The organism is Sneathiella chungangensis (assembly GCF_009882935.1).
GTDB classification, from domain to species: domain Bacteria; phylum Pseudomonadota; class Alphaproteobacteria; order Sneathiellales; family Sneathiellaceae; genus Sneathiella; species Sneathiella chungangensis.
The window spans coordinates 993,278-1,014,409 of sequence record NZ_WTVA01000015.1; the positions used below are offsets into that span (position 1 = coordinate 993,278).

Annotated in this window: 25 protein-coding genes; 14 read left to right on the top strand and 11 right to left on the bottom strand. The window is 60.5% G+C overall.

What is annotated here, in order from left to right; genetic code table 11:
• Positions 1-58: 58 nt before the first annotated feature.
• Complete coding sequence (locus tag GQF03_RS17765) at positions 59-814, top strand: enoyl-CoA hydratase/isomerase family protein (RefSeq protein ID WP_161340640.1); 756 nt, start codon at positions 59-61, stop codon at positions 812-814.
• An 18-nt stretch (positions 815-832) separates the two neighbouring features.
• Here GQF03_RS17765 and hslU read toward each other — a convergent pair whose 3' ends face one another.
• Both hslU and hslV read right to left on the bottom strand, forming a co-directional pair.
• Complete coding sequence (gene hslU / locus GQF03_RS17770) at positions 833-2,143, bottom strand: ATP-dependent protease ATPase subunit HslU (RefSeq protein WP_161340641.1); 1,311 nt, start codon at positions 2,141-2,143, stop codon at positions 833-835.
• Positions 2,140-2,697 carry an ATP-dependent protease subunit HslV gene (gene hslV, locus GQF03_RS17775; protein ID WP_161340642.1) on the bottom strand — a complete coding sequence of 186 codons (558 nt, stop codon included), beginning with the start codon at positions 2,695-2,697 and terminating at the stop codon, positions 2,140-2,142. The genes hslU and hslV overlap by 4 nt, the downstream gene beginning before the upstream one ends.
• A gap of 174 nt (positions 2,698-2,871) precedes the next feature.
• On the opposite strand from hslV, the gene GQF03_RS17780 reads away from it, so the two are divergent.
• The 8 genes from GQF03_RS17780 (at position 2,872) to GQF03_RS17815 (ending at position 7,290) form a co-directional block, all read left to right on the top strand.
• Positions 2,872-3,132: a hypothetical protein gene (locus GQF03_RS17780; protein WP_161340643.1), complete on the top strand. Its 261-nt coding sequence runs from the start codon at positions 2,872-2,874 to the stop codon at positions 3,130-3,132.
• Positions 3,133-3,244: 112 nt separating this feature from the next.
• Positions 3,245-3,844 carry an imidazoleglycerol-phosphate dehydratase HisB gene (hisB, locus tag GQF03_RS17785; protein ID WP_161340644.1) on the top strand — a complete coding sequence of 200 codons (600 nt, stop codon included), beginning with the start codon at positions 3,245-3,247 and terminating at the stop codon, positions 3,842-3,844.
• Positions 3,845-3,885: 41 nt separating this feature from the next.
• A complete protein-coding gene (gene hisH / locus GQF03_RS17790) occupies positions 3,886-4,527 on the top strand; it encodes an imidazole glycerol phosphate synthase subunit HisH (RefSeq protein WP_161340645.1) in 642 nt (213 codons plus the stop codon).
• Positions 4,527-5,072 carry a GNAT family N-acetyltransferase gene (locus tag GQF03_RS17795; protein WP_161340646.1) on the top strand — a complete coding sequence of 182 codons (546 nt, stop codon included), beginning with the start codon at positions 4,527-4,529 and terminating at the stop codon, positions 5,070-5,072. The genes hisH and GQF03_RS17795 overlap by 1 nt, the downstream gene beginning before the upstream one ends.
• A gap of 5 nt (positions 5,073-5,077) precedes the next feature.
• On the top strand, positions 5,078-5,812 hold the full coding sequence (gene hisA / locus GQF03_RS17800) for a 1-(5-phosphoribosyl)-5-[(5-phosphoribosylamino)methylideneamino]imidazole-4-carboxamide isomerase (protein WP_161340647.1): 735 nt from the start codon (positions 5,078-5,080) through the stop codon (positions 5,810-5,812).
• Complete coding sequence (gene hisF, locus GQF03_RS17805) at positions 5,805-6,581, top strand: imidazole glycerol phosphate synthase subunit HisF (RefSeq protein ID WP_161340648.1); 777 nt, start codon at positions 5,805-5,807, stop codon at positions 6,579-6,581. Before hisA ends, hisF begins: the two co-directional genes overlap by 8 nt.
• The gene (locus GQF03_RS17810) at positions 6,578-6,922 is read left to right on the top strand and encodes a phosphoribosyl-ATP diphosphatase (RefSeq protein ID WP_161340649.1); all 345 of its coding nucleotides are present in this window, start codon (positions 6,578-6,580) and stop codon (positions 6,920-6,922) included. The genes hisF and GQF03_RS17810 overlap by 4 nt, the downstream gene beginning before the upstream one ends.
• Positions 6,922-7,290: a histidine triad nucleotide-binding protein gene (locus tag GQF03_RS17815; RefSeq protein WP_161340650.1), complete on the top strand. Its 369-nt coding sequence runs from the start codon at positions 6,922-6,924 to the stop codon at positions 7,288-7,290. Before GQF03_RS17810 ends, GQF03_RS17815 begins: the two co-directional genes overlap by 1 nt.
• Positions 7,291-7,308: 18 nt before the next feature.
• On the opposite strand, the gene GQF03_RS17820 is transcribed toward GQF03_RS17815, so the two are convergent.
• Both GQF03_RS17820 and GQF03_RS17825 read right to left on the bottom strand, forming a co-directional pair.
• Positions 7,309-9,027, bottom strand: coding sequence for an adenylate/guanylate cyclase domain-containing protein (locus GQF03_RS17820; protein ID WP_161340651.1), 1,719 nt, complete (start codon positions 9,025-9,027; stop codon positions 7,309-7,311).
• Between the two features lie 13 nt (positions 9,028-9,040).
• Complete coding sequence (locus GQF03_RS17825; RefSeq protein WP_161340652.1) at positions 9,041-10,042, bottom strand: adenosine kinase; 1,002 nt, start codon at positions 10,040-10,042, stop codon at positions 9,041-9,043.
• 99 nt (positions 10,043-10,141) lie between these two features.
• Here GQF03_RS17825 and GQF03_RS17830 point away from each other — a divergent pair, with 99 nt between their 5' ends.
• The 3 genes from GQF03_RS17830 (at position 10,142) to GQF03_RS17840 (ending at position 12,819) form a co-directional block, all read left to right on the top strand.
• Positions 10,142-11,563 (top strand): amidase, encoded by a 1,422-nt coding sequence (locus GQF03_RS17830; protein ID WP_161340653.1) that lies wholly within the window; start codon positions 10,142-10,144, stop codon positions 11,561-11,563.
• A gap of 81 nt (positions 11,564-11,644) precedes the next feature.
• Complete coding sequence (locus GQF03_RS17835) at positions 11,645-12,334, top strand: EI24 domain-containing protein (RefSeq protein ID WP_161340654.1); 690 nt, start codon at positions 11,645-11,647, stop codon at positions 12,332-12,334.
• Entirely contained in the window at positions 12,331-12,819 is a 489-nt protein-coding gene (locus tag GQF03_RS17840) for a hypothetical protein (RefSeq protein WP_161340655.1), read from the top strand. The genes GQF03_RS17835 and GQF03_RS17840 overlap by 4 nt, the downstream gene beginning before the upstream one ends.
• A 27-nt stretch (positions 12,820-12,846) precedes the next feature.
• Here GQF03_RS17840 and nth read toward each other — a convergent pair whose 3' ends face one another.
• Complete coding sequence (gene nth / locus GQF03_RS17845; protein WP_161340656.1) at positions 12,847-13,482, bottom strand: endonuclease III; 636 nt, start codon at positions 13,480-13,482, stop codon at positions 12,847-12,849.
• 56 nt (positions 13,483-13,538) lie between these two features.
• Between nth and GQF03_RS17850 the strand changes: the two genes are divergently transcribed.
• Positions 13,539-14,075: a DUF2244 domain-containing protein gene (locus GQF03_RS17850; protein ID WP_161340657.1), complete on the top strand. Its 537-nt coding sequence runs from the start codon at positions 13,539-13,541 to the stop codon at positions 14,073-14,075.
• On the opposite strand, the gene dapB is transcribed toward GQF03_RS17850, so the two are convergent.
• The 4 genes from dapB to GQF03_RS17870 all read right to left on the bottom strand — a co-directional run bounded on the left by dapB (position 14,039) and on the right by GQF03_RS17870 (position 18,279).
• Positions 14,039-14,851: a 4-hydroxy-tetrahydrodipicolinate reductase gene (gene dapB, locus GQF03_RS17855; RefSeq protein ID WP_161340658.1), complete on the bottom strand. Its 813-nt coding sequence runs from the start codon at positions 14,849-14,851 to the stop codon at positions 14,039-14,041. The two genes, GQF03_RS17850 and dapB, sit on opposite strands and share 37 nt — an antisense overlap.
• 80 nt (positions 14,852-14,931) lie before the next feature.
• On the bottom strand, positions 14,932-16,062 hold the full coding sequence (gene dnaJ / locus GQF03_RS17860; RefSeq protein WP_161340659.1) for a molecular chaperone DnaJ: 1,131 nt from the start codon (positions 16,060-16,062) through the stop codon (positions 14,932-14,934).
• 100 nt (positions 16,063-16,162) lie between these two features.
• The gene (dnaK, locus tag GQF03_RS17865; protein WP_161340870.1) at positions 16,163-18,082 is read right to left on the bottom strand and encodes a molecular chaperone DnaK; all 1,920 of its coding nucleotides are present in this window, start codon (positions 18,080-18,082) and stop codon (positions 16,163-16,165) included.
• A 38-nt stretch (positions 18,083-18,120) separates the two neighbouring features.
• On the bottom strand, positions 18,121-18,279 hold the full coding sequence (locus GQF03_RS17870) for a hypothetical protein (protein ID WP_161340660.1): 159 nt from the start codon (positions 18,277-18,279) through the stop codon (positions 18,121-18,123).
• Positions 18,280-18,361: 82 nt separating this feature from the next.
• On the opposite strand from GQF03_RS17870, the gene rarD reads away from it, so the two are divergent.
• A complete protein-coding gene (gene rarD / locus GQF03_RS17875) occupies positions 18,362-19,327 on the top strand; it encodes an EamA family transporter RarD (RefSeq protein ID WP_161340661.1) in 966 nt (321 codons plus the stop codon).
• A gap of 8 nt (positions 19,328-19,335) precedes the next feature.
• On the opposite strand, the gene grpE is transcribed toward rarD, so the two are convergent.
• Complete coding sequence (gene grpE, locus GQF03_RS17880) at positions 19,336-19,962, bottom strand: nucleotide exchange factor GrpE (RefSeq protein ID WP_161340662.1); 627 nt, start codon at positions 19,960-19,962, stop codon at positions 19,336-19,338.
• A 24-nt stretch (positions 19,963-19,986) separates the two neighbouring features.
• On the bottom strand, positions 19,987-21,015 hold the full coding sequence (gene hrcA / locus GQF03_RS17885; RefSeq protein WP_161340663.1) for a heat-inducible transcriptional repressor HrcA: 1,029 nt from the start codon (positions 21,013-21,015) through the stop codon (positions 19,987-19,989).
• Positions 21,016-21,132 lie beyond the last annotated feature (117 nt).

The following is a 21,132-nucleotide window of genomic DNA, read 5'->3' on the forward strand; positions in this document are numbered from 1 at the left end:
GCTGCGGCAATCTCTTTATGGTCGGCTCAACTCAAGAAAAGCAAAAAGGATACTGCTGATGGGCGCATCTTTTCATATAGCCGTTGAAAATACCACTCTTAGAGTGCGCCTTGATAATCCCGCGCAGCATAACAAACTCTCGCCGGCGACGATGAAGGCGCTGCGGGAGGAACTTACCGGGAAGGCGGAGGACAGATCGCTCCGCGTGATGGTGCTGACCGGCACGGGCAAGAGCTTCTGCGCGGGCGCCGACCTTGGCGAGCTTGGCCGCTATAATTTCGATGAAAATCCGCTGGAGCAGCTGACGGATGTGGTCGAGCGGCTGCCCTTTCCGACGATTTGCGCGCTCAACGGCGGGGTTTATGGCGGCGGGGCGGATCTTGCGCTTTCCTGCGATTTCCGGATCGGCATCACAACGATGAGTGCCTTTATCCCGCCGGCCCGCATCGGTATTCATTATCCGCCGGCGGGCCTTGCCCGCGCCGTCGCCCGGCTCGGTCTCGGTCCGGCAAAGCGTTTTTTCCTCGCCTGTGAAAAGATGTCGGCGGAAGAACTGAAAGCCATCGGCTTTCTCGACTACCTCGTCGAACCGGAGGCGCTGGCGGCGCGGACCGCCGCGCTGGTTCAGGATATTGCGGGCCTTGCCCCGCTCTCCCTGCGCGGCATGAAGGAAACGCTGAACGATATCGCCCGCGGGGAGCTTGACATCGCGAAGGCGCGGCGGTTTCAGGCCGACTGCCTGCAATCTGATGATTTCCGCGAGGGAAAGCAGGCAATGGCCGAAAAAAGGCCGGCGAAGTTCAAAGGGGCCTGATCCCGCCGGCGTTTTCGATCAGAGGATGAATTTGGAAAGATCCATATTCGTGGCCAGCTCGCCAAGATGCTCATCGACATATTCCTTGTCGATATTGACCACCGAGCCGCCCTTGTCGGACGCCTGAAAGCTGATCTCCTCGAGCACCCGTTCCAGCACCGTATGCAGCCGCCGGGCGCCGATATTCTCGATCGCCGCGTTGACATCCGCGGAAATCGTCGCGATGGCGTCGATGGCATCATCGGTGAAGTTGAGATGCACTTCCTCGGTCTCCATCAGCGCGACATACTGCTTGATCAGGCTCGCTTCCGGCTCGGTGAGGATTCGCTTGAAGTCATCCTTGGTCAGCGCCCGAAGCTCCACCCGGATCGGCAAGCGACCCTGAAGCTCCGGCAGCAGGTCCGAGGGCTTGGCGATATGGAAGGCGCCGGAGGCGATGAACAGGATGTGGTCCGTGCGCACCGTCCCGTATTTCGTGCTGACGATCGTGCCCTCGATCAGCGGCAGCAGGTCGCGCTGCACGCCTTCGCGGCTGATATCGGCCCCCTGGCGGTCGCTGCGGGCGCAGATCTTGTCGATCTCGTCGAGGAAGACGATGCCGTTATTTTCAACGAGCTTGATGGCGTCGCGGACAACGGCATCCTCATCGAGGAGCTTGTCGCTCTCCTCGTCGATAAGCACCTTGTAGCTGTCTTTCACCAGCATTTTCCGAGGCTTGGTGCGTTGTCCGCCGAGCTTGCCCAGCATGTCATTGAGATTGAGCATGCCCATCTGCGCGCCGGGCATCCCCGGGATATCGAAGGTGGGAAGGCCCATGCCGCCGGTATCCACCAGCTCCAGCTCGATTTCCTTGTCGTCGAGCTCGCCCTCGCGCAGCATCTTGCGGAATTTCTGCCGCGTATCGGGAGAGGCTTTCTCGCCGACCAGCGCGTTCAGAACCCGTTCCTCGGCGGCGAGTTCCGCTTTGGCGACGACCTGCTGGCGCTGCGCCTCGCGCACCATGTTGAGCGCGATCTCGATCAGGTCGCGGATAATCTGCTCGACATCCCGGCCGACATAGCCGACCTCGGTGAATTTCGTGGCTTCCACCTTCAGGAACGGCGCATTGGCGAGTTTCGCGAGGCGGCGGGAGATTTCGGTCTTGCCGACGCCCGTCGGGCCGATCATCAGGATATTCTTGGGCAGGACTTCTTCGCGCAGCTCTTCGGGCAGTTGCTGGCGGCGCCAGCGGTTGCGAAGGGCGATTGCAACGGATTTCTTGGCATCCGACTGACCGATGATAAAGCGGTCAAGCTCATAGACGATTTCCCGTGGCGATAGACTTGTCATTTTTTACCGATACTTTCGATGATTACATTTTCATTCGTATAGACGCAGATCCCGGCGGCGATCGCCATGGCTTTCCGGGCGATATCCTCCGCCTCCATGTCGTCGCGGTCGACCAGCGCGCGCGCGGCGGCAAGGGCATAATTGCCCCCCGATCCGATCGCGATAATGCCGTCTTCGGGTTCCAGAACGTCGCCGGTGCCGGTCAGGATCAGCGACACCTCATGGTTGGCGACCGCCATCATGGCTTCCAGCCGGCGGAGATATTTATCGGTCCGCCAGTCCTTGGCCAGCTCGACGCAGGCGCGGGTGAGATTGCCCGGATGCTGCTCCAGCTTGCCTTCCAGCCGCTCGAACAGGGTGAAGGCATCGGCGGTGGCGCCGGCGAACCCGACGATCACGTCATTCTTGGCGCCGATCCGGCGCACCTTGCGGGCATTGGACTTGATCACCGTCTGACCGAGCGAAACCTGCCCGTCACCGGCGACGACAACGGTTCCGTTCTTGCGCACAGACAGAATTGTCGTCCCGTGCCAGCTGTCAATTTTTTCGGACATAGAAACTCTTCTGTAATTGGGGTTGCCCTGACGATGTAACCATTTTCCGCCAAGGGTCAAGGTTGAAAGGGTGTTGCCGGTGATGACGCCTGTATTTTTGCCGATACCGGACTTCACAATTGCCGGTGGCGGACGTCATCCCAGGGAAGCCAAAGCACAACGCAGGAGAAACCGATGCCAACCGAACGCGATGCCCTGGACGAAACGGCGGAAAAAGCCTCGAACCTTCGGGCGATATTCGAGATTCTGAGCTATATCCATGTCGATGCCGCGCGGGACAACTACAAGGAACTTGCCCAACGCATCGAGTTTGCGCTCAACCATGCGGAGGAGCTGATCAAGGCCGGCCGCGGGACCGACGCGACAACGGGTGACGGGACCAGCGGCGATATCCCGCCGGCGGTGACTATTCCGGACAAAGTGATCGGCGTATAATATTCGGTCTTTTGCGCGGCCATGCGCTGCAAAGGCTTGGTTTTCCTCACCGATCCTGCTATATCCTCGCCAGACATTCACGCGGCGAGATGCCAGGCCGGAAGGAAATTCCATGCGCGTAGGAACGGTAAAGCGGAAGACGAAAGAAACCGATATCGAGGTTGAGCTCAATCTCGACGGCACCGGCGTCTATGATGTCAAGACGGGCATCGGTTTTCTCGATCATATGCTGGAACAGCTGTCGCGCCACAGCCTGATGGATTTGAAAGTCCGCGCGCAAGGCGATCTGCATATCGATTATCACCACACGACCGAGGATACCGGCATTGCGATCGGGGAAGCCTTCGCCAAGGCACTCGGGGACCTCAAGGGCATCCGCCGCTATGCATCCGCGCTTATCCCGATGGACGAGACGCTGACGCGGGTGGCGCTCGATATCTCCAACCGGCCCTATCTCATCTGGAAGGTGGAGTTCAGCCGCGACAAGCTCGGCGAGATGGACACGGAACTGTTCAAGGAATGGTTCCAGGCCTTCGCGCAGGCCGCCGGCATCACCCTGCATGTGGAAAATCTTTACGGAACCAATAACCATCATATCGTGGAAAGCTGCTTCAAGGCGCTCGCGCGGTCCCTGCGCGACGCCACGGAAATCGATCCACGCCGCGCCGACGCCGTTCCCTCGACAAAGGGCGTGCTGGGCGGCAGCCTGTAATTTCAGAGCCCGGCGTCTCCGCCGGAGGATTTGTACCTGATATGGAAACTGTCATTATCGATTATGGCTCGGGGAATCTCCGCTCCGCCGCGAAGGCGTTCGAGCGTTCCTGCCGCGACGCCGGTCTTTCGATGAAGATCAATGTCACCAGCCATGCCGACGAAGTCGCCCGCGCCGACCGCATCGTCCTGCCCGGCGTCGGGGCGTTCCGCGCCTGCAAGAACGGCCTTCTGGCGGTTGCGGGCATGGTCGAGGCCCTGCAGGAGGCGGTCATCGAAAAAGGCCGGCCGTTTTTCGGCATCTGCGTCGGCATGCAACTGATGGCGGACCGCGGGATCGAGCATGGCACGACGGACGGGCTTGGCTGGATCGGCGGGGATGTCGTCAAACTGACGCCGGACGATCCGGACCTCAAAATTCCGCATATGGGCTGGAACGAACTGGAATTCCGGGCGGCCCATCCGCTCTTCGATGGCATTGCAAGCGGTTGCCACGCCTATTTCGTGCATAGCTATCATCTGGCGGCGCGGGATCCGGCGCATATTCTGGCGACGGTGGATTACGGCGGGCCGGTGACGGCAATCGTCGGCCGCGACAACATGATCGGCACCCAGTTTCACCCGGAGAAAAGTCAGGAAACCGGGCTCCGGCTGATCGAGAACTTTTTAAGGTGGACCCCCTGATGGCAGATCGCTCCAGACCTATTCAGCAGCCGGTTATCGAGGCGATAACCGAATTCAGCCAGGCGGATCTCGACGATCTTTGCGAGGCGGCGGAGGAAGCCATCATCGATGGCAACGGTTTCGGCTGGCTGACGCCGCCGCGCCGCAGCGTTCAGGAGAATTTCTGGAGAGGCGTCCTGATGGTGCCGGTGCGCGAGCTTTACTGCGCTCGTTTCGAGGGGCGCATCGTCGGCTCTGGTCAGCTTGTGAAACCGTTTTCGAATAACGAGGCGGGGGCCCATATAGCGCAGGTTGCGACCTTTTTCATTGCGCCATATGCGCGCGGCCACGGCCTTGCCATCGGTCTTCTTGCGGTGATTGAAAACAGCGCGCGGGAGCAGGGCTTCAAGGTCCTCGAGGTTGATGTGCGCGAAACCCAGGCGGCGGCCATTGCGCTTCTCGAGGCGAACGGCTACGAGAAATGGGCGACGAAAAAGAACTACGCCTGGAATGGCGAGCGCTATGTCGACGGCTTTTACTTTAAAAAAGAACTGGCGGAGCTGTGACGATCATGAACCTCTACCCGGCGATTGACCTGAAGGATGGCAACTGCGTCCGGCTCCTGCGCGGCGAGATGGCGGCGGCGACGGTGTTCAACACCGATCCGGCGGACCAGGCGCGGGCCTTCCGCGATGCGGGGTTCGAACGGCTGCATCTTGTCGATCTCAACGGCGCCTTCGAAGGCAAGCCGGTCAATGCGGGGGTGGTCGAGAAAATTCTCGCCGCGACGGACGTGCCGGTTCAGCTCGGCGGCGGGATCCGCAATCTGGCGACCATCGACATGTGGCTCGGCAAGGGATTGAGCCGGGTCATTCTCGGCACCATCGCGCTCCGTGATCCGGGGCTGGTGAAGGACGCCTGCAAAACGTTCCCCGGGCATATTGCGGTCGGTATCGATGCCCGCGACGGCATGGTCGCGGTCGAAGGCTGGGCGGAGACAAGCGAGACCTCCGCGCTTGATCTTGCCCGCAAGTTCGAGGATGCGGGGGTCGAAGCCATCATCTATACGGATATCGACCGGGACGGCGCGCTGCAGGGCGTCAATGTCGAGGCGACGCGCGATCTTGCGGCGGCGATTTCCATCCCGGTGATTGCCTCCGGCGGCGTGGCGTCAATCGCCGATATCGAAAACCTCCTTGCCGTGCAGGCAAGCGGCATCGAAGGGGTGATCATCGGCCGCGCGCTGTATGACGGGCGCATCGATCCGGCGGCGGCCCTGGCTCTGGTGAGGGGCGCAAATGCTTAAGGCCCGCATCATTCCCTGCCTCGATGTCAAGGACGGCCGCGTCGTCAAGGGCGTCAATTTCGTTGACCTGATCGATGCGGGCGATCCGGTGGAGCAGGCACGCATTTATGATGCGCAGGGCGCGGACGAGCTTTGTTTCCTCGATATCACCGCCACCTCCGACAATCGCGAGACCATCTATGACGTGGTGCGGCGGACGGCGGAGCAATGCTTCATGCCGCTTACCGTCGGCGGCGGCGTCCGGCAGGTGGAGGATGTGCGCAAGCTGCTGCTGGCCGGGGCCGACAAGGTCTCGATCAACAGCGCGGCGGTCAAGCGTCCCGATTTCGTGCGCGAGGCGGCGGAGCAGTTCGGCAGCCAATGCGTCGTCGTCGCCATCGATGCAAAGCAGACGGCGCCCGGCAAGTTCGAGATTTTTACCCATGGCGGGCGCGAGCCGACGGGCATCGATGCCGTGGAATGGGCAAAGCGGATGACCGACTACGGGGCGGGGGAAATCCTGCTCACCTCCATGGACCGGGACGGAACGCGCGCCGGGTTCAATATTCCGCTGACCCGGGCCGTCGCCGACGCCATACCCGTTCCGGTGATCGCCTCGGGCGGTGTTGGCACGCTCGACCATCTGGCGGAGGGTATTCGCGACGGTCATGCGACGGCCGTGCTGGCGGCGTCGATCTTCCATTTCGGCGAGTTTACGATCACGGAAGCGAAGCGGGCCATGCGCGATGCGGGGATTGCGGTCCGGCTGGAAGAGGAGGAAGCGGCATGAGCGAGAAAGAAGAGATGGGGCTGGAGCGGCTATACCGGCTGGTGGCGTCGCGGCAGGGGGCGGACCCCGGGAGTTCCTACACGGCGTCGCTCTATGCCCGGGGAGCGGCGAAAATCGCCCAGAAGGTCGGCGAAGAGGCGGTCGAGCTGGCCATCGCCGCCGCGCTTGAGGATCGCGATGACATTATTTCCGAAAGCGCTGATCTGCTTTATCATCTGGCGGTGCTCTGGGCGGATGCCGGCATTGACCCGACGGAAATTTATGCCAAATTGGCGCAGCGGGAAGGGCAATCCGGCCTTGCGGAAAAGGCGGCGCGCAAAAGCGGAGAAGAGGAACGATAATGGCGTATGACAACGACAATATATTTGCGAAAATCCTGCGGGGGGAAATCCCCAATACCACCGTCTACGAAGATGAAGCGGTCCTCGCGTTCAACGATATCGCGCCGAAAACGCCGGTCCATGTCCTCGTGATCCCGAAGCGGCCCTATATCGACATGGATGATTTTTCGGCCAATGGTTCCCCCGAAGAGATCGGGCATTTTTTCATCAAGGTGGGAGAGATCGCGCGGTCGCTTGGACTGCATGACGGCGGATACCGGGTGGTCACCAACAACGGGGAAAACGCGGGCCAGATCGTGCCGCATTTCCATGTCCATATCATGGGCGGTCAGCGGATCAAGGAAGGCAGCATGGCGCGGGGTATGTAAGCCCTGTTTCCCGCCGCCTCAGACAGGGAGTTCCGGCAGGCGGCGCGCGTCATCGACGATATAGATGCCGAGGGGCTCGATCCGGCCGCGGATTTCCACGCTTTCATGGCGCAGGTCTGAAAAATCCTCCTCCGCCCGTTCCGCCACCTGGCCCGAGAAGATTAGCTGGCTGGCATAGTCCTTTGTCAGCGCCTCAAGCCGGCTTGCGGTATTGACCGGATCGCCGATCGCCGTAACAGAGGTCGCGCGGCCATATCCCATCTGCCCGACGATCACCTGCCCGAGATGAAGGCCGATGCCGATCTTCAAGGGGCTCGGCAGGTCGGAGGCGAGGTTGCGGTTCATGATTTCCAGCTCCATCGCCATCGCGCGCGCGGCGTTGAGCGCCCGCCGGCTTGCCTCGCGGCTGTTTTCATTGAGCCCGAAAAGCGCCATGACGCCATCGCCGATGAATTTGTCGAGATGGCCGCCGTTGGCTTCGATCGCCTCGCCCATATGGCGGAAATACTGGTTGATCACGAACACCACGTCATAGGGCAGTTTCTGCTCGGAAAACTTGGTGAAGGCGCGCAGATCCGCGAACAGGATGACAACTTCCCGTTCCTGCCCCTGCAGGTAGCCCGGCTGGTTGAACGCCTGACGCACGGTGGCGGTGGCGGGCAGCAGCGGAATGACGGCAACGTCGCCGGCCGGAATGCTCTGGCAGGCGAGGCGGGTTCCCTCGGGCGCGCCGACGCGGCGCAGGACGGCGGTTTCCTTGTCGCTCGGCGGGTTCAGATTGTCGGCGCCCTCCGTCACCCGGACACGACAGGTGGAACATCGTCCGCGGCCACCGCACACATGCGCATGGGGAACATTGCCAAGCAGGCTTGCCTCCAGAATGGTGAGGCCCGGCGAGGCCAGCACGACCTTGTCGTCGGGATAGGAAATCGCATTGACCTTGCGCCGCCGGTACAGGATCAGCCAGTAAATCCGGCTGGCCAGCAACAGCCCGAGGGCGGCGAAAATGACCCAGTAACCGATGTCACGGACCTCATAGGCCCATCCCTCCAGGTTCGGGGGCAGGTTCATCTCGGTGAAGAAGGCCTCCCGCCAGGCGGCGTCGGCATAGAGATGCTCCAGCTCGTTCGCGCCATTGATAAAGCCGCTCAGCGAGAGGATCGGCAGGATCAGCGCAAGGCTGTAGAGCAGCGTGACATGGCGGCTGTACCACGGCTTCAGCCGGAGCCAGAAGTGAATGCCCATGCAGCCGTGAAGCCAGGCGACAAGAAGCACGATGCTCTGCTGCAAGGCATAGACGGGGGTGGCAACCCAGATGGAGAACAGCAGGTAGGCGTAGCTGTCAGTGACGCCGAAGACTTCATGGACGACGCGCGTGCCGATCACATGCAGGATGACAAGCGGCGGGATCAGGAGGCCAAGAATGATCTGGACGATGTCGCGCGCGGGCAGGCGGCTGTATGACCGGTGGCGGAGCAGCTTTACAAAGACGAGAATGATATGCGCGCTCATCGCGGCAATCAGCAGGACCGTGCCCGGGGAACTCCGCCAAAAGCCGAGAAAGATGTCGCGTCCGGCCTCCATGGCGTCCAGCGAGATCAGCCCGAGCGCGTGGTTGATGAGATGCCCCGCAAGGAAGAACATCAACACCAACCCGCTTGCCAGACGAATCCGGTCCGGCCGGAAGATCTTTCGCACCGATACCGCTTTTCGCTTCAGACCCGTCGACAATTCCATTCAGTTGCCTTGCTTACAATGCGGCGGCCAGTTTTTGTTGGAGCAGTTCCTTGAGGCTCACCGCCGGGCGTGCGCCGTAATGGCTGATCACCTCCGCGGCGGCCATGGCGCCAATCCGCCCGCTTGTTGCAAGGTCGTGACCGTTGGTGAAGCCATAGAGGAAGCCCGCCGCGAAAAGATCGCCCGCGCCCGTGGTATCCACCACCTTGATATCCCTATCGGCCGGAATCTGATGCAATTCGGTCTCCGTCACGATGACCGAGCCCTTTTCGCTTCTCGTCAGGCAGGCAATCTCGACCTGGCCCCGCACGGCGGCAAGGGCGGCATCGAAGTCTTCCGTCTGATAGAGGGATTTTATCTCTTCCTCATTGGCGAACAGGATATCGACCCCGCCTTTGATGAAGTCGCGAAATTCCGCGCGGTAGCGATCGACGCAAAAACTGTCGGACAGGGTGAGGGAGACGCGCTGCCCGGCGGCATGGGAAATCTCCGCGGCCTTGCGGAACGCCTGTTTGCCGTTCTCCGGATCCCACAGATAGCCTTCCATATAGGTGACCTTCGAGGCGGCGATCATGTCGGGATCGATATCCTCCGGGCCCAGCTCGATGCAGGCGCCGAGATAGGTATTCATGCTGCGGTGCGCATCCGGCGTCACCAGGATCAGGCAGCGGGCCGTGGCCGCGCCGTCGGTCGATTTGCCGGTCTCGAACGTGACGCCGCTCGCGCGGATATCGTGGGTGAAAATGGCGCCGAGCTGATCATCGCGAACCTTGCCGATATAGGCGCAATTGCCGCCGAGAGAGGCAATGCCGGCCGCCGTGTTGCCCGCCGAGCCGCCAGACATTTCGATCCCGGCCGCCATTTTCGCATAGAGATCTTCGGCGCGCGCCATATCGATCAGCGTCATGGCGCTTTTCGTTATATTCTCGGCCTTTAGGAAGGCATCGTCCGCCTTGCTGATCACGTCGACAATCGCATTGCCGATACAGGTTGTGTCAAACATCCGCTTCGTCATAATATTCTCACTCGTTACTCCGGCACCGGGCGAGTATAGTCGCTGCGCCCGACGGAGCAAGCAGGCTTTGCGCCTCGCGACTATTTAGAGGACGACAGAATGACAGAATTAACAAAAATGACGGCAACCGACGTTGTCGGTCTTCTGAAAGCGCGAAAGGTGTCTCCCGGCGAGCTGCTCCACGCCGCCGAGGCGCGCATCGGGGAAACGGACGGCGCGGTGAACGCCATCCCGACGCTGTGCTTCGACCGGGCCCGGGCGCATGCGGCGCGGCTTGAAAAGGAAAATCCCGCCGACCGGCCGGAAATGCATCTGCATGGCCTTCCCATCGCGATCAAGGATCTGACGCCGGTCAAGGATGTGCGGTTCACCCTGGGATCTCCCATCTTCGCCGACCAGGTTGCGGAGATGTCCGATGTCATGGTGGAGCGGCTGGAGGAACGCGGCGGTATCGTCGTCGGCAAGTCGAACACGCCGGAATTCGGCGCGGGTGGGCAGACCTTCAATGAAGTTTTCGGAACGACGACAAATCCCTGGAACACGACCCTGACGCCGGGCGGATCATCCGGCGGCGCGGCGTCGGCGCTGGCGGCCGGTCAGGTCTGGCTTGCGCAAGGGAGCGACCTTGGCGGCAGCCTGCGCACACCGGCGAGCTTTACCGGCATTGTCGGCCTGCGTCCGTCGCCGAAACGGGTGGCGCATGGCCCGTTGAGACTGCCCTTCTCGATCTACCCTGTCGAAGGCCCGATGGCCCGCAACGTGCCCGATGCGGCGCTTTTCCTCGATATGATGTCCGGCGCGCATATTCTCGATCCGAGCAGCCTGCCCGCGCCCGAAATTTCCTATGTCGACAGCCTGAAGACCATTCCGAAATTCGGCCGAGTTGCCTATAGCCCCGACCTTGGCCAATGTCCGATCGATCCGGAGGTTCGCGATATCTGCGCCAAAGCGGCGGAGGATTTCGCCCGCTATTGCGACGGGGTCGAGGAGACCTGCCCGGATCTCCATGACGGGGAGGAAATCTTCCAGACCCTGCGGGCGCAGATTTTCATTGCCAATCACGCGCCGCTCCTGAAGGCGCATCGCGACAAGCTGAAGCCCGAGGTCATCTGGAATGTCGAGAAGGGCGCGAAACTGACGGCCGACGAGATCGGCGCCGCCCAGCGGGCGCAGGGGGCGCTTTATCAGCGGGTCGTCAAATTCTTCAGCGAATATGATTTCCTTCTGACGCCGACGTCGATCGTGCCGCCGTTCAGCCATCAGAAACGCTATGTCGAGGAAGTCGCGGGGGTGAAATTCGATAACTATATGTCCTGGCTGGCGCTGCCGTCGATCCTGACGGTCACCAATTGTCCCGTGATTTCAATTCCTTGCGGCTTCACGAAAAGCGGCCTTCCGGTCGGTTTGCAGATCATGGGACCGAATGCGCGCGAGGATCGCGTGCTTCAGGCCGCCTATGCGTTCGAACGCGACCACGATTTCGCGGCGCGCCTTCCCATTGATCCGATAACCCCCGCCTGAGCCTTAAAATTCTTGCAACGGAGGGAATAAACACATACATGACCCAGCAGTATTTTGGTTTGAAAAACAAAAGGGCGTAATTTGTTTTCCGCAATTACCAAGGCCATCGGCCAGCTCGATGACAAGGCGTTCCGCTCGGTTCTTCTCAAGGCCCTGGCGCTGACGGCGGGTATCTTCATTCTCGTCGGCTTTGGCGCATCGGAATCCCTTAATTTGGTCCCCGAGTTTGAATATGGCTGGGTCAATACGGTCATCAGCTTTCTGGCCGGCCTCGGCTTCCTGCTCGGCGGCTTTTTTCTGTTTCCGCTGGTTATCAGTGCTCTGATCGGCCTGTTTCTCGATGATATTTCCGATGCCGTCGAAAAAGAGCATTATCCCCAGGATGCGCCGGCCCATAATGTCCCGCTGCTGTCCAGTATCTGGGATGCGGTCAAGTTTCTCGCGCTGGTCATTGTCTGCAATATCATCGTGCTGCCGCTCTATTTCATGCCGGTGATCAATCTGTTCGTCTATTATCTCCTGAACGGCTATCTCATCGCCCGCGAATATTTCCAGATGGTGGCCATTCGCCACCACGACATGGAGGAGGTGACCCGGCTTCGCAAGAAGAACGCGACGGAGCTGTATATGATGGGCATCGTCATCGCCTTCTCCCTGACCATTCCGATCGTCAATCTGGTCGCGCCGATCGTGGCCACGGCGGCAATGGTGCATCTCTATAAGAAGCGGGTGGGCAGCGTTCCAAAGGGCCGGGAACTGGCGACGCGATGAAGGCTGGATCTGCAGCTTTCCTCATCATGGCTCTCGGGCTTGGCGCCTGTGCGCAAACGCCGCCGGCCCCCGCGGCAAAATCCGGCGATCAGAAGACGGTGGTGGCGACGCCCGCGAAGCCGATGACGGCCCCCGCGCCGAAAAAACAGGCCCCGCCCGCCGTTGCCGCGATCAAGCCGCCGATCCTGCTGGAACCGGAGGTCGTCGTCGGCCGGAGCGATGCGGAAATCATGAAGGCCTTCGGTGATCCCAATCTGCGGCGGAAAGACAGCCCGGCGGAAGTCTGGCAGTATCTGACGCCCGGTTGCGCGCTGCATCTGTTCTTTTATCCGGGCGGATCAGGCGATTCGCTGGTCGTGCGCTACATCGCCATCAACGGCCGCAGCGTCGCCTCCTTCTCCGATCTGGATCGCAAGCAATGCTTCAACGATCATCTGCGTGCCGTCGGCGCGGAAGAGGCCTTTATCGCGAAAAAGGCGTCGTGACGCCGCGGCCTCGCGCATTGACTGCCGTTAGGCGACGGTTTTTCCCTTGAAGGCGCAGAGATCGGCGACGAGGCAGCGGTAGCATTCGGGCTTTCGCGCCTTGCAGATGTAGCGCCCATGCAGGATCAGCCAGTGATGGGCGTGGCGGAGATATTCCTTCGGGATATTTTTCTCAAGCTTCTTCTCGACCTCCAGCGGCGTCTTGCCGGGGGCCAGGCCGGTCCGGTTGCCGACTCGAAAGAGATGGGTATCAACGGCGATCGTCGGCTGCCCGAAGGCGATATTGAGCACCACATTTGCGGTTTTCCGGCCCACACCGGCCAGCTTTTCCAGCTCTTCGCGGGTTTCGGGTACTTTTCCGCCATGGTCGCGGATCAGCGCGTCGCATAGCTTGATGACATTTTTCGCCTTCGTCTTGTAAAGCCCGATGGTCTTTATGTAATCGCGCAACGTCTCCTCGCCGAGGGCGAGCATTTTCTCCGGGGTGTCGGCCACGGCGAACAGCGGTCCCGTCGCCTTGTTGACGCCGACATCGGTGGCCTGCGCCGACAGCACTACGGCGACAAGCAGGGTGAAGGGGTTCACATAGTCGAGTTCCCCTTGCGGTTCCGGATTGTTTTCCTGAAGACGACGAAAAAATTCTCTGATATCGGCTTTTTTCATTCTATCTTATTGGCATAGGCGGAATTCATGCGCAATAATCAATATGGAGGATGCGGGTGGCGAAACAGGATGACATGACAGCGGACGACGGCGCGCCGCCCGGCGCGGCGGATACCCTCTTTCTCTCGCTTCACCCGAACCAGAGCCTCTCGCGCTCCGGCTTTCTCGTTCTGATGAGCCTGATCACCGGTATCAGCTTCGTGACGGGGCTGCTGTTCTGGTCGCTTGGCGCCTGGCCGATCTTCGGTTTCTTCGGGCTTGACGTTGTGCTGATCTACCTCGCCTTTCGCTACAATTTCCGCGCCGCCCGCCTGTTCGAGACGATCCGCATCGGCGATGACCGGATCACCATTACCCGCATTGCCCCGGACGGCCGGGAAAAGGCGGTGGCGTTTGACGCCTATTGGGCGCGGGCGCTGATAGAAAAGGGCAGGCTACAGCTGGTCAATCGCGGCCTGGCCTACGAGATTGGCGCCTTCCTCGGGGAAGAGGAAAAGCTGGAGGTCCGCGATCTGATCACCAGGACGCTGCGTGCCTATCGCGCCGGTGACCTTGGTCAGTCTGCGAGCCCGAGCACGTCCATCATGTCATAATTGCCGGCCGGCTTGCCCCGCGCCCAGAGCGCGGCGCGCACCGCCCCGCGGGCGAAGATGGAGCGGTCGCCCGCCTTGTGGGTCAGCTCTATCCGCTCGTTCTCGGCGGCGAAGATAACCGTGTGATCGCCGACCACATTGCCGCCGCGCAGCACCGCATAGCCGATATCGCCGCGCTTGCGGGCGCCGGTAATGCCGTCCCGGCCGCGATCGGCGACGCTGTCATGATCGACCCCGCGCCCGGCGGCGGCGGCCTTTCCAAGCAGCAGCGCGGTGCCGGAGGGCGCATCGACCTTGTGGTGATGGTGCATCTCGAGAATTTCGACATCGAAATCGTCATCGAGAATGGCGGCGACTTTCCGTGTCAACTGGGCGAGCAGATTGACGCCAAGGCTCATATTCGCGCCCTGGACGATGACCGCCCGGTCGCCGCAGGCCGTGATTTCCGCCTGCTGATCGTTGCTGATGCCGGTGGTGCCGATAACCAGGATCTTGCCCTTTTCGGCGGCCAGCGCCGCATGCGCGATCGACGCGGCGGGCATGGTGAAGTCGATGACCGCATCGGCCTCGTCAAACAGTTTTGCGGTATTGTCGCTGATGAGGATGCCCGATGGTTCCAGCCCCGCGAGGGACTGCAGGTCCTTGCCGAGAAAATCCGATCCCGCCGGCTCGGTGCCGCCGCAAACGACGCATCCGGCCGTGCCGTCGATCTGCCGGACCAGCATCCGTCCCATGCGGCCGGCCGCCCCGACAATTCCAATCCTTAAATCGCTCATGTCACACACCTTTCGTCTCGCGCACTGGATTTACCACAGACGGAGGAAAGTTGCGAGATGCGATTGCGGCGCGGCGCCGGTCAGTCTTTCAGGTCAGCGAGAAAATCCTTCACGCGGGCGAAAAAGCCCTCGGATTCAGGGCTGTGGGATCCCTTTCCCTCGGCCTCGAATTCCTTCAGAAGTTCTTTCTGGCGCTTCGTGAGATTGACCGGGGTTTCGACAATCGTATGGATATACATATCGCCGTGGCTGTGGGAATTCATCACCGGCATGCCCTTGCCGCGGAGGCGGAACTTGCGTCCCGACTGGGTGCCGGCGGTAATGCTGACCTTCGCCTTCGCGCCGTCAAGCGTCGGCACCTCGATGTCGCCGCCAAGCGCCGCCGTCGTCAGCGGGATGGGAACCCGGCAATGGATATTCTGGCCGTCGCGCTGGAAGATGCGATGATCCTGGACGGTCAGGAAAATATAGAGATCGCCCGGCGCGCCCCCGCGCATGCCGGCTTCGCCTTCCCCGGAGAGGCGGATGCGGTTGCCATCATCGACGCCCGCCGGAATATTGACCGAAAGGGTTTTCTCGCGGTGGACGCGGCCCTGGCCACGGCAGGTCTTGCAGGGGTTCTTGATCACCTGACCCTGGCCCTGGCAGGTCGGGCAGGTGCGCTCGATGGTGAAAAAGCCCTGCTGGGCGCGGATTTTCCCGGCGCCATGGCAGCTTTCGCAGGTCGCCGGCTCGGAGCCTGCCTCCGCACCCGACCCGTCGCAGCTCTCGCAAGGGGCGGTTGTCGGGATTTTCAGTTCCATCTTTTTGCCGTGATAGGCATCCTCGAGGGAGATTTCGAGATTGTAGCGAAGATCGGCGCCGCGCGGCGCCCGGGCCCGTCCGCCGCCCTGGCCGCCCATGAAGTCGCCAAAGAGGTCCTCGAAAATATCGCTGAAACCGCCCATGCCCCCAAAACCGCGGGCGCCGCCGGGGCCGCCGCCGTTTTCAAACGCGGCGTGACCATACTGGTCGTAGGCGCTGCGTTTTTGCGGGTCCTTCAGGACCTCATAGGCTTCATTGACTTCCTTGAAGGCGGCTTCGGCCTTGGCATCACCGGGATTGCGATCAGGGTGATACTGCATCGCCTTCTTGCGGTAGGCGGACTTGATCGCCGCCGCCTCGGCAGTGCTGTCCACCTCAAGAATTTCGTAGTAGTCGCGTTTGGCCATCAACTCTATCACTTAACGAATGCCGCCCCGACCCGGAATTCCGGGATCGAGGCGGTATGTTGGAAGACAGGATCTTAGCGGGTTCCCCCTAACAAAATCCTTACTTGTCCTTTTTGTCGTCGTCGACTTCTTCGAAATCGGCGTCAACAACGTCATCATCCGATGCGCTGCTTTCCGACTGTGCGTCCTCCGCCCCGGCGGCATCGCCGGCGTCGCCCTGCGACTGGGCATAGAGGGCTTCGCCAAGTTTCATGGAGGCGGCCTGCAGGGCTTCCATCTTCGACTTGATGGCCTCGACGTCGTCGCCGTCCTTGGCTTCCTTCAATTCGCCAAGCGCCGTTTCGATCGGGCCCTTCACGTCGTCGCCGACCTTATCGCCCGCTTCCGCAAGCGTTTTCTCGGTCGCGTGGATCAGGCTGTCGGCCTGGTTGAGCACCTCGACCTTTTCCTTGCGGGCCTTGTCCTCGGCGGCATGCTCCTCGGCATCCTTGACCATTTTGTCGATATCTTCCTCGCTCAGGCCGCTGGAGGCCTGAATCTGGATTTTCTGCTCCTTGCCGGTGCCCTTGTCCTTTGCCGAGACATTGACAATACCGTTGGCGTCGATATCGAAGGTCACTTCGATCTGCGGTACGCCGCGCGGCGCGGCCGGAATGTCCGTCAGGTCGAAATTGCCAAGCAGCTTGTTGTCCGCCGCCATTTCGCGTTCACCCTGGAACACGCGGATGGTCACGGCCTGCTGGTTATCCTCGGCGGTCGAGAAGGTCTGGCTCTTCTTCGTCGGGATCGTCGTGTTGCGGTCGATCAGACGGGTAAAGACACCGCCCAGCGTTTCAATGCCGAGCGACAGCGGCGTCACGTCGAGCAGCAGAACGTCCTTCACGTCGCCCTGCAGCACGCCGGCCTGGATCGCGGCGCCAATGGCGACAACCTCGTCCGGGTTCACGCCCTTGTGCGGCTCGCGGCCGAAGAAGGTTTTCACGGCCTCGATCACCTTGGGCATACGGCTCATGCCGCCAACGAGAATAACCTCGTCGATTTCGCCTTTCTGCAATCCGGCGTCTTTCAATGCCTTTTCGCAAGGGGACAAAGTCCGCTTGATCAGGTCTTCGACCAGATGCTCGAACTGTGCGCGGGTCAGCTTCAGCTGCATATGCTTCGGACCCGAGGCATCGGCGGTGATAAAGGGGAGGTTGATTTCCGTGGACTGGGAAGACGACAGTTCGATCTTCGCCTTTTCGGCGGCTTCCTTCAGGCGCTGCAACGCCATCTTGTCGGAGCGCAGGTCGATGCCCTGTTCCTTCTTGAACTCATCGGCGAGATAGTCGACCAGCTTGAGGTCGAAGTCCTCACCGCCGAGGAAGGTGTCACCGTTGGTCGAGCGGACCTCAAAGACGCCATCGCCGATTTCAAGAATGGAGACGTCGAACGTACCGCCACCAAGGTCATAGACGGCAACGGTCTGGTTCGCCTTGTCCATGCCATAGGCAAGGGCGGCGGCCGTCGGCTCGTTGATGATACGCAGCACTTCAAGACCGGCGATCTTGCCCGCGTCTTTCGTGGCCTGACGCTGGGCGTCGTTGAAATAGGCCGGAACCGTGATCACGGCCTGGGTTACCTTTTCACCCAGGTAGCTTTCCGCGGTTTCCTTCATTTTCTGCAGGATGAAGGCGGAAATCTGGCTCGGTGAGTATTTTTCGCCGCGGGATTCGACCCAGGCGTCGCCATTATCGGCCTTGACGATCTCGTAGGGGACCATCTCCTTGTCTTTTTGGGTGGTTTTATCGTCAAACCGGCGTCCAATAAGACGTTTGATTGCGAAGAAGGTATTTTGCGAGTTCGTCACCGCCTGGCGCTTTGCCGATTGTCCAACGAGCTTTTCCCCATCTTCCGTGAACGCGACCATCGACGGGGTCGTCCGCGCGCCTTCCGAATTCTCAATGACCTTCGCATTCTTGCCGTCCATAACGGCGATGCAGGAGTTGGTCGTTCCCAAGTCGATTCCGATTACTTTAGCCATCATATCCTCTCTAATATTGGCAGACCGTCATGGCCACATCATGCACCAAGGCGATCCCCGGGAGTCAAAACATTGCGTTTGTTGCCGTGTATATAAGTTCGAAACAATTTCAGTGCAAGGGCTGGAATGGCCAAAGCGTGCCATAATATTGCAGTCGCAAGCGCGGCATCGCGCGTCAGGAAAAGAATGCCGGCCATGCATTATCCCCGCTTTACCTACCCGAATTGCTCTGTTACGAGGGAGGAGCGATAAAACCATAAGTTATAACAGGGAATTCGATTGACCAGCGAGCCGCCAAGTAGCGGGAACCGCCCCGCCGCGCCTTTTTTCTCTCCTGACGAGACCCGTGGACTCCTCAGCGCATTCGGCGCGTTCATCGTCTGGGGCTGGGCGCCCGTGTATTTCAAGTGGCTTTCCCATGTCTCGCCGATGGAGGTGATTGCGCATCGGGCGATCTGGTCGTCGGTCTTCGTCCTGCTGATGGTGGTGATGATGCGCAAGGTAGGGCAGCTGATCGAGATTTACCGCGATCCGAAAAAGCTGTCGGTATTCGTGCTGACGACGGCGCTGATCGGCGGAAACTGGCTGACCTTTATCTGGGCGATCACCAATGACCGCATTCTCGAGGGCAGCCTCGGCTATTATATCAACCCGCTCGTCAATATCCTTCTCGGCATGCTGTTCCTCGGCGAGCGGCTGAACCGGTGGCAGACGGTTTCGATCCTTCTCGCCATCGCGGCGGTGACGATCCTGACGATTCAGCTCGGATATCTGCCCTGGGTGTCCCTCGTGCTCGCCTTTTCCTTCGGCTTCTATGCATTGCTGCGCAAGAAGGTTGCTACCGACAGCGCCGTCGGGCTTGTGGTCGAGACGACGCTTCTCTTTCCCCTCGCGCTGGGCTTTCTGCTGTATCTCACCTTCACCGTGGATCCGGCCGCCAGCGGGGAGACCGGCGGCGGTTTTCTTTACGACACCGGGAGTTTCCTTTTGCTGATCGGCACGGGCGTGGTGACGGCGACGCCGCTCATCCTGTTCACGACCGCCGCGCGCTATCTCAAATTCACGACAATCGGCGTCATGCAGTATCTCTCGCCGACGATGCATGTCTTTATCGCCGTCTATATCTACAACGAGCCGTTCGACCAGTCGCGGCTGATCGCCTTCGGCCTGATCTGGCTTAGCCTGATAATCTACAGTATCGATGGATATCGTGGCCGCCGCCGTCCCGCCGCGGTCAAGGCATAGCGCCGGGGCTACACCTTTTCGTCGACATGGGCTTCGCTGCGCTTCTGCCCGCCCTTGGAAACGCCGACCATGGCCGGGCGCAACAGACGGTCGGCGATGACGAAGCCGGCCTGCGTGACCTGAAGGACGGTCCCGGGTTCCACCGTCGGATCCTCGATCTCATACATCGCCTGATGCAGATTGGGATCGAATTTCTCGCCTTTCGGGTCGATCTTGCGGATCTGGTATTTCTCGAGCGTGTTGAGCAGCTCCGATTCCGTCAATTCGATGCCGGGCAGGACATTCTTCACGTCGGGATTTTCCCTGGCCGCCGCCGGAATGCTCTCGATTGCGCGGCGCAGGTTGTCGGCAACGCCCAGCATGTCCCGGGCGAATTTCGTCACCGCATAGGTATGCGCATCCTGCTTCTCACGCTCGGTGCGGCGGCGCATATTCTCGACATCCGCCATCGCCCGGAGCAGCTTGTCCCTCAATTCGGCAATTTCGGCGTCTTTCGCCGCGACGATATCGTTCTCGCCGCCGTCTTCCGCTGCCTCCGTTTCCGGGGCCGCTTCGGTTTCCGGCGTGTCCGCTGCCTGTGACATTTTTTCCTGTTCCTCCTGATCGTTCAGGGGATGCTGCTTGGGTTCATTCATCCTGTCTGCTTCCTAATCTCGACCTTAGTCCAGCAATTTACCAATAACTTTCGCGGTATAGTCCACCATCGGCACGATACGCGCATAGTTTAGCCGTGTCGGGCCAATGACGCCAATGGCGCCGATGACCTGTTCGCGGCTGTTCTGGTAGGGAGAGATAATCATTGAGGTGCCGGAAAGCGAGAAAAGATTATTCTCCGAACCAATAAAAATTTTGACGCCGCGGCCGGCCTCGGCAAGTTCCAGCAATTTAATCCGTTCTTTCTTGACTTCAAGTGTGTCAAAAAGTTCCCTGATTTTCTCAAGGTCCTCAAGGGCTTGAACATTCTGGAGCAGGTTGGCATGGCCGCGGACGATCAGCGTTTCGCCGCCGCCCCAGCTGGCGATATCATGGGCGATCAGATCCTGCGTCAATTCGTCGAGCTGCGCCTGATGATTGTCGAGTTCGCGCTGAATCTCCTGTTTCGCCTCCTGCAGGGTCCGCCCGGCAAATTTGGCGTTGAGATAATTGGACGCCTCGCGGAGCGCAGAATCGCTGAGGCCCGGCGGCAGCTCGATGGCCCGGTTCTCGACCATGCCGTTGGCGGTGACGATGATCACCAGGGCCCGGTCGACGCCGAGGCGGACGAACTCGATCTGCTTGATCGAACTGTCGCTTTTCGGCGCGATCACCAGCGCCGCACAGTTCGACAGTCCCGACAGCATGGACGAGGCCTCGCCCAGCATTTCCTCCATATTGCGGCCTTCGACGGCACAACGCGCCTTGATATCGGCGCGCTCGGCCTCGGTCAGATTGCCGATTTCGAGGATGCCGTCGACGAACAGCCGCAGCCCCTGCTGTGTCGGCAGCCGCCCGGCGGAGGTATGGGGAGAATACAGGAGACCGGCGTCCGCGAGGTCCGCCATCACATTGCGGATGGACGCGGGCGAAAGGTCCAGCTCGCTGATGCGCGACAATGTGCGCGAGCCGACGGGTTCCCCGGTTTGCATATAGGTTTCGACTATATGCCGGAAGACGACGCGGCTGCGTTCATTAAGTTCCTGTATCGTCATATCGTTTTCATGCCTGACGGCGGTTCCTTCTTGCCGTTTGAATGTAGTGACGCGGGAGGCTTGCGTCAATCTGGTGCAGCGGGTACAACAGGCGCCGACCGATAATCTCAAGTAAAG

Coding starts and splice junctions, on each gene's coding strand:
- GQF03_RS17765 (WP_161340640.1), top strand. CDS start 59: ATGGGCGCATCTTTTCATATAGCCGTTGAAAATACCACTCTTAGAGTG.
- hslU (WP_161340641.1), bottom strand. CDS start 2,143: ATGACAAGTCTATCGCCACGGGAAATCGTCTATGAGCTTGACCGCTTT.
- hslV (WP_161340642.1), bottom strand. CDS start 2,697: ATGTCCGAAAAAATTGACAGCTGGCACGGGACGACAATTCTGTCTGTG.
- GQF03_RS17780 (WP_161340643.1), top strand. CDS start 2,872: ATGCCAACCGAACGCGATGCCCTGGACGAAACGGCGGAAAAAGCCTCG.
- hisB (WP_161340644.1), top strand. CDS start 3,245: ATGCGCGTAGGAACGGTAAAGCGGAAGACGAAAGAAACCGATATCGAG.
- hisH (WP_161340645.1), top strand. CDS start 3,886: ATGGAAACTGTCATTATCGATTATGGCTCGGGGAATCTCCGCTCCGCC.
- GQF03_RS17795 (WP_161340646.1), top strand. CDS start 4,527: ATGGCAGATCGCTCCAGACCTATTCAGCAGCCGGTTATCGAGGCGATA.
- hisA (WP_161340647.1), top strand. CDS start 5,078: ATGAACCTCTACCCGGCGATTGACCTGAAGGATGGCAACTGCGTCCGG.
- hisF (WP_161340648.1), top strand. CDS start 5,805: ATGCTTAAGGCCCGCATCATTCCCTGCCTCGATGTCAAGGACGGCCGC.
- GQF03_RS17810 (WP_161340649.1), top strand. CDS start 6,578: ATGAGCGAGAAAGAAGAGATGGGGCTGGAGCGGCTATACCGGCTGGTG.
- GQF03_RS17815 (WP_161340650.1), top strand. CDS start 6,922: ATGGCGTATGACAACGACAATATATTTGCGAAAATCCTGCGGGGGGAA.
- GQF03_RS17820 (WP_161340651.1), bottom strand. CDS start 9,027: ATGGAATTGTCGACGGGTCTGAAGCGAAAAGCGGTATCGGTGCGAAAG.
- GQF03_RS17825 (WP_161340652.1), bottom strand. CDS start 10,042: ATGACGAAGCGGATGTTTGACACAACCTGTATCGGCAATGCGATTGTC.
- GQF03_RS17830 (WP_161340653.1), top strand. CDS start 10,142: ATGACAGAATTAACAAAAATGACGGCAACCGACGTTGTCGGTCTTCTG.
- GQF03_RS17840 (WP_161340655.1), top strand. CDS start 12,331: ATGAAGGCTGGATCTGCAGCTTTCCTCATCATGGCTCTCGGGCTTGGC.
- nth (WP_161340656.1), bottom strand. CDS start 13,482: ATGAAAAAAGCCGATATCAGAGAATTTTTTCGTCGTCTTCAGGAAAAC.
- dapB (WP_161340658.1), bottom strand. CDS start 14,851: ATGAGCGATTTAAGGATTGGAATTGTCGGGGCGGCCGGCCGCATGGGA.
- dnaJ (WP_161340659.1), bottom strand. CDS start 16,062: ATGGCCAAACGCGACTACTACGAAATTCTTGAGGTGGACAGCACTGCC.
- dnaK (WP_161340870.1), bottom strand. CDS start 18,082: ATGGCTAAAGTAATCGGAATCGACTTGGGAACGACCAACTCCTGCATC.
- GQF03_RS17870 (WP_161340660.1), bottom strand. CDS start 18,279: ATGGCCGGCATTCTTTTCCTGACGCGCGATGCCGCGCTTGCGACTGCA.
- grpE (WP_161340662.1), bottom strand. CDS start 19,962: ATGAATGAACCCAAGCAGCATCCCCTGAACGATCAGGAGGAACAGGAA.
- hrcA (WP_161340663.1), bottom strand. CDS start 21,015: ATGACGATACAGGAACTTAATGAACGCAGCCGCGTCGTCTTCCGGCAT.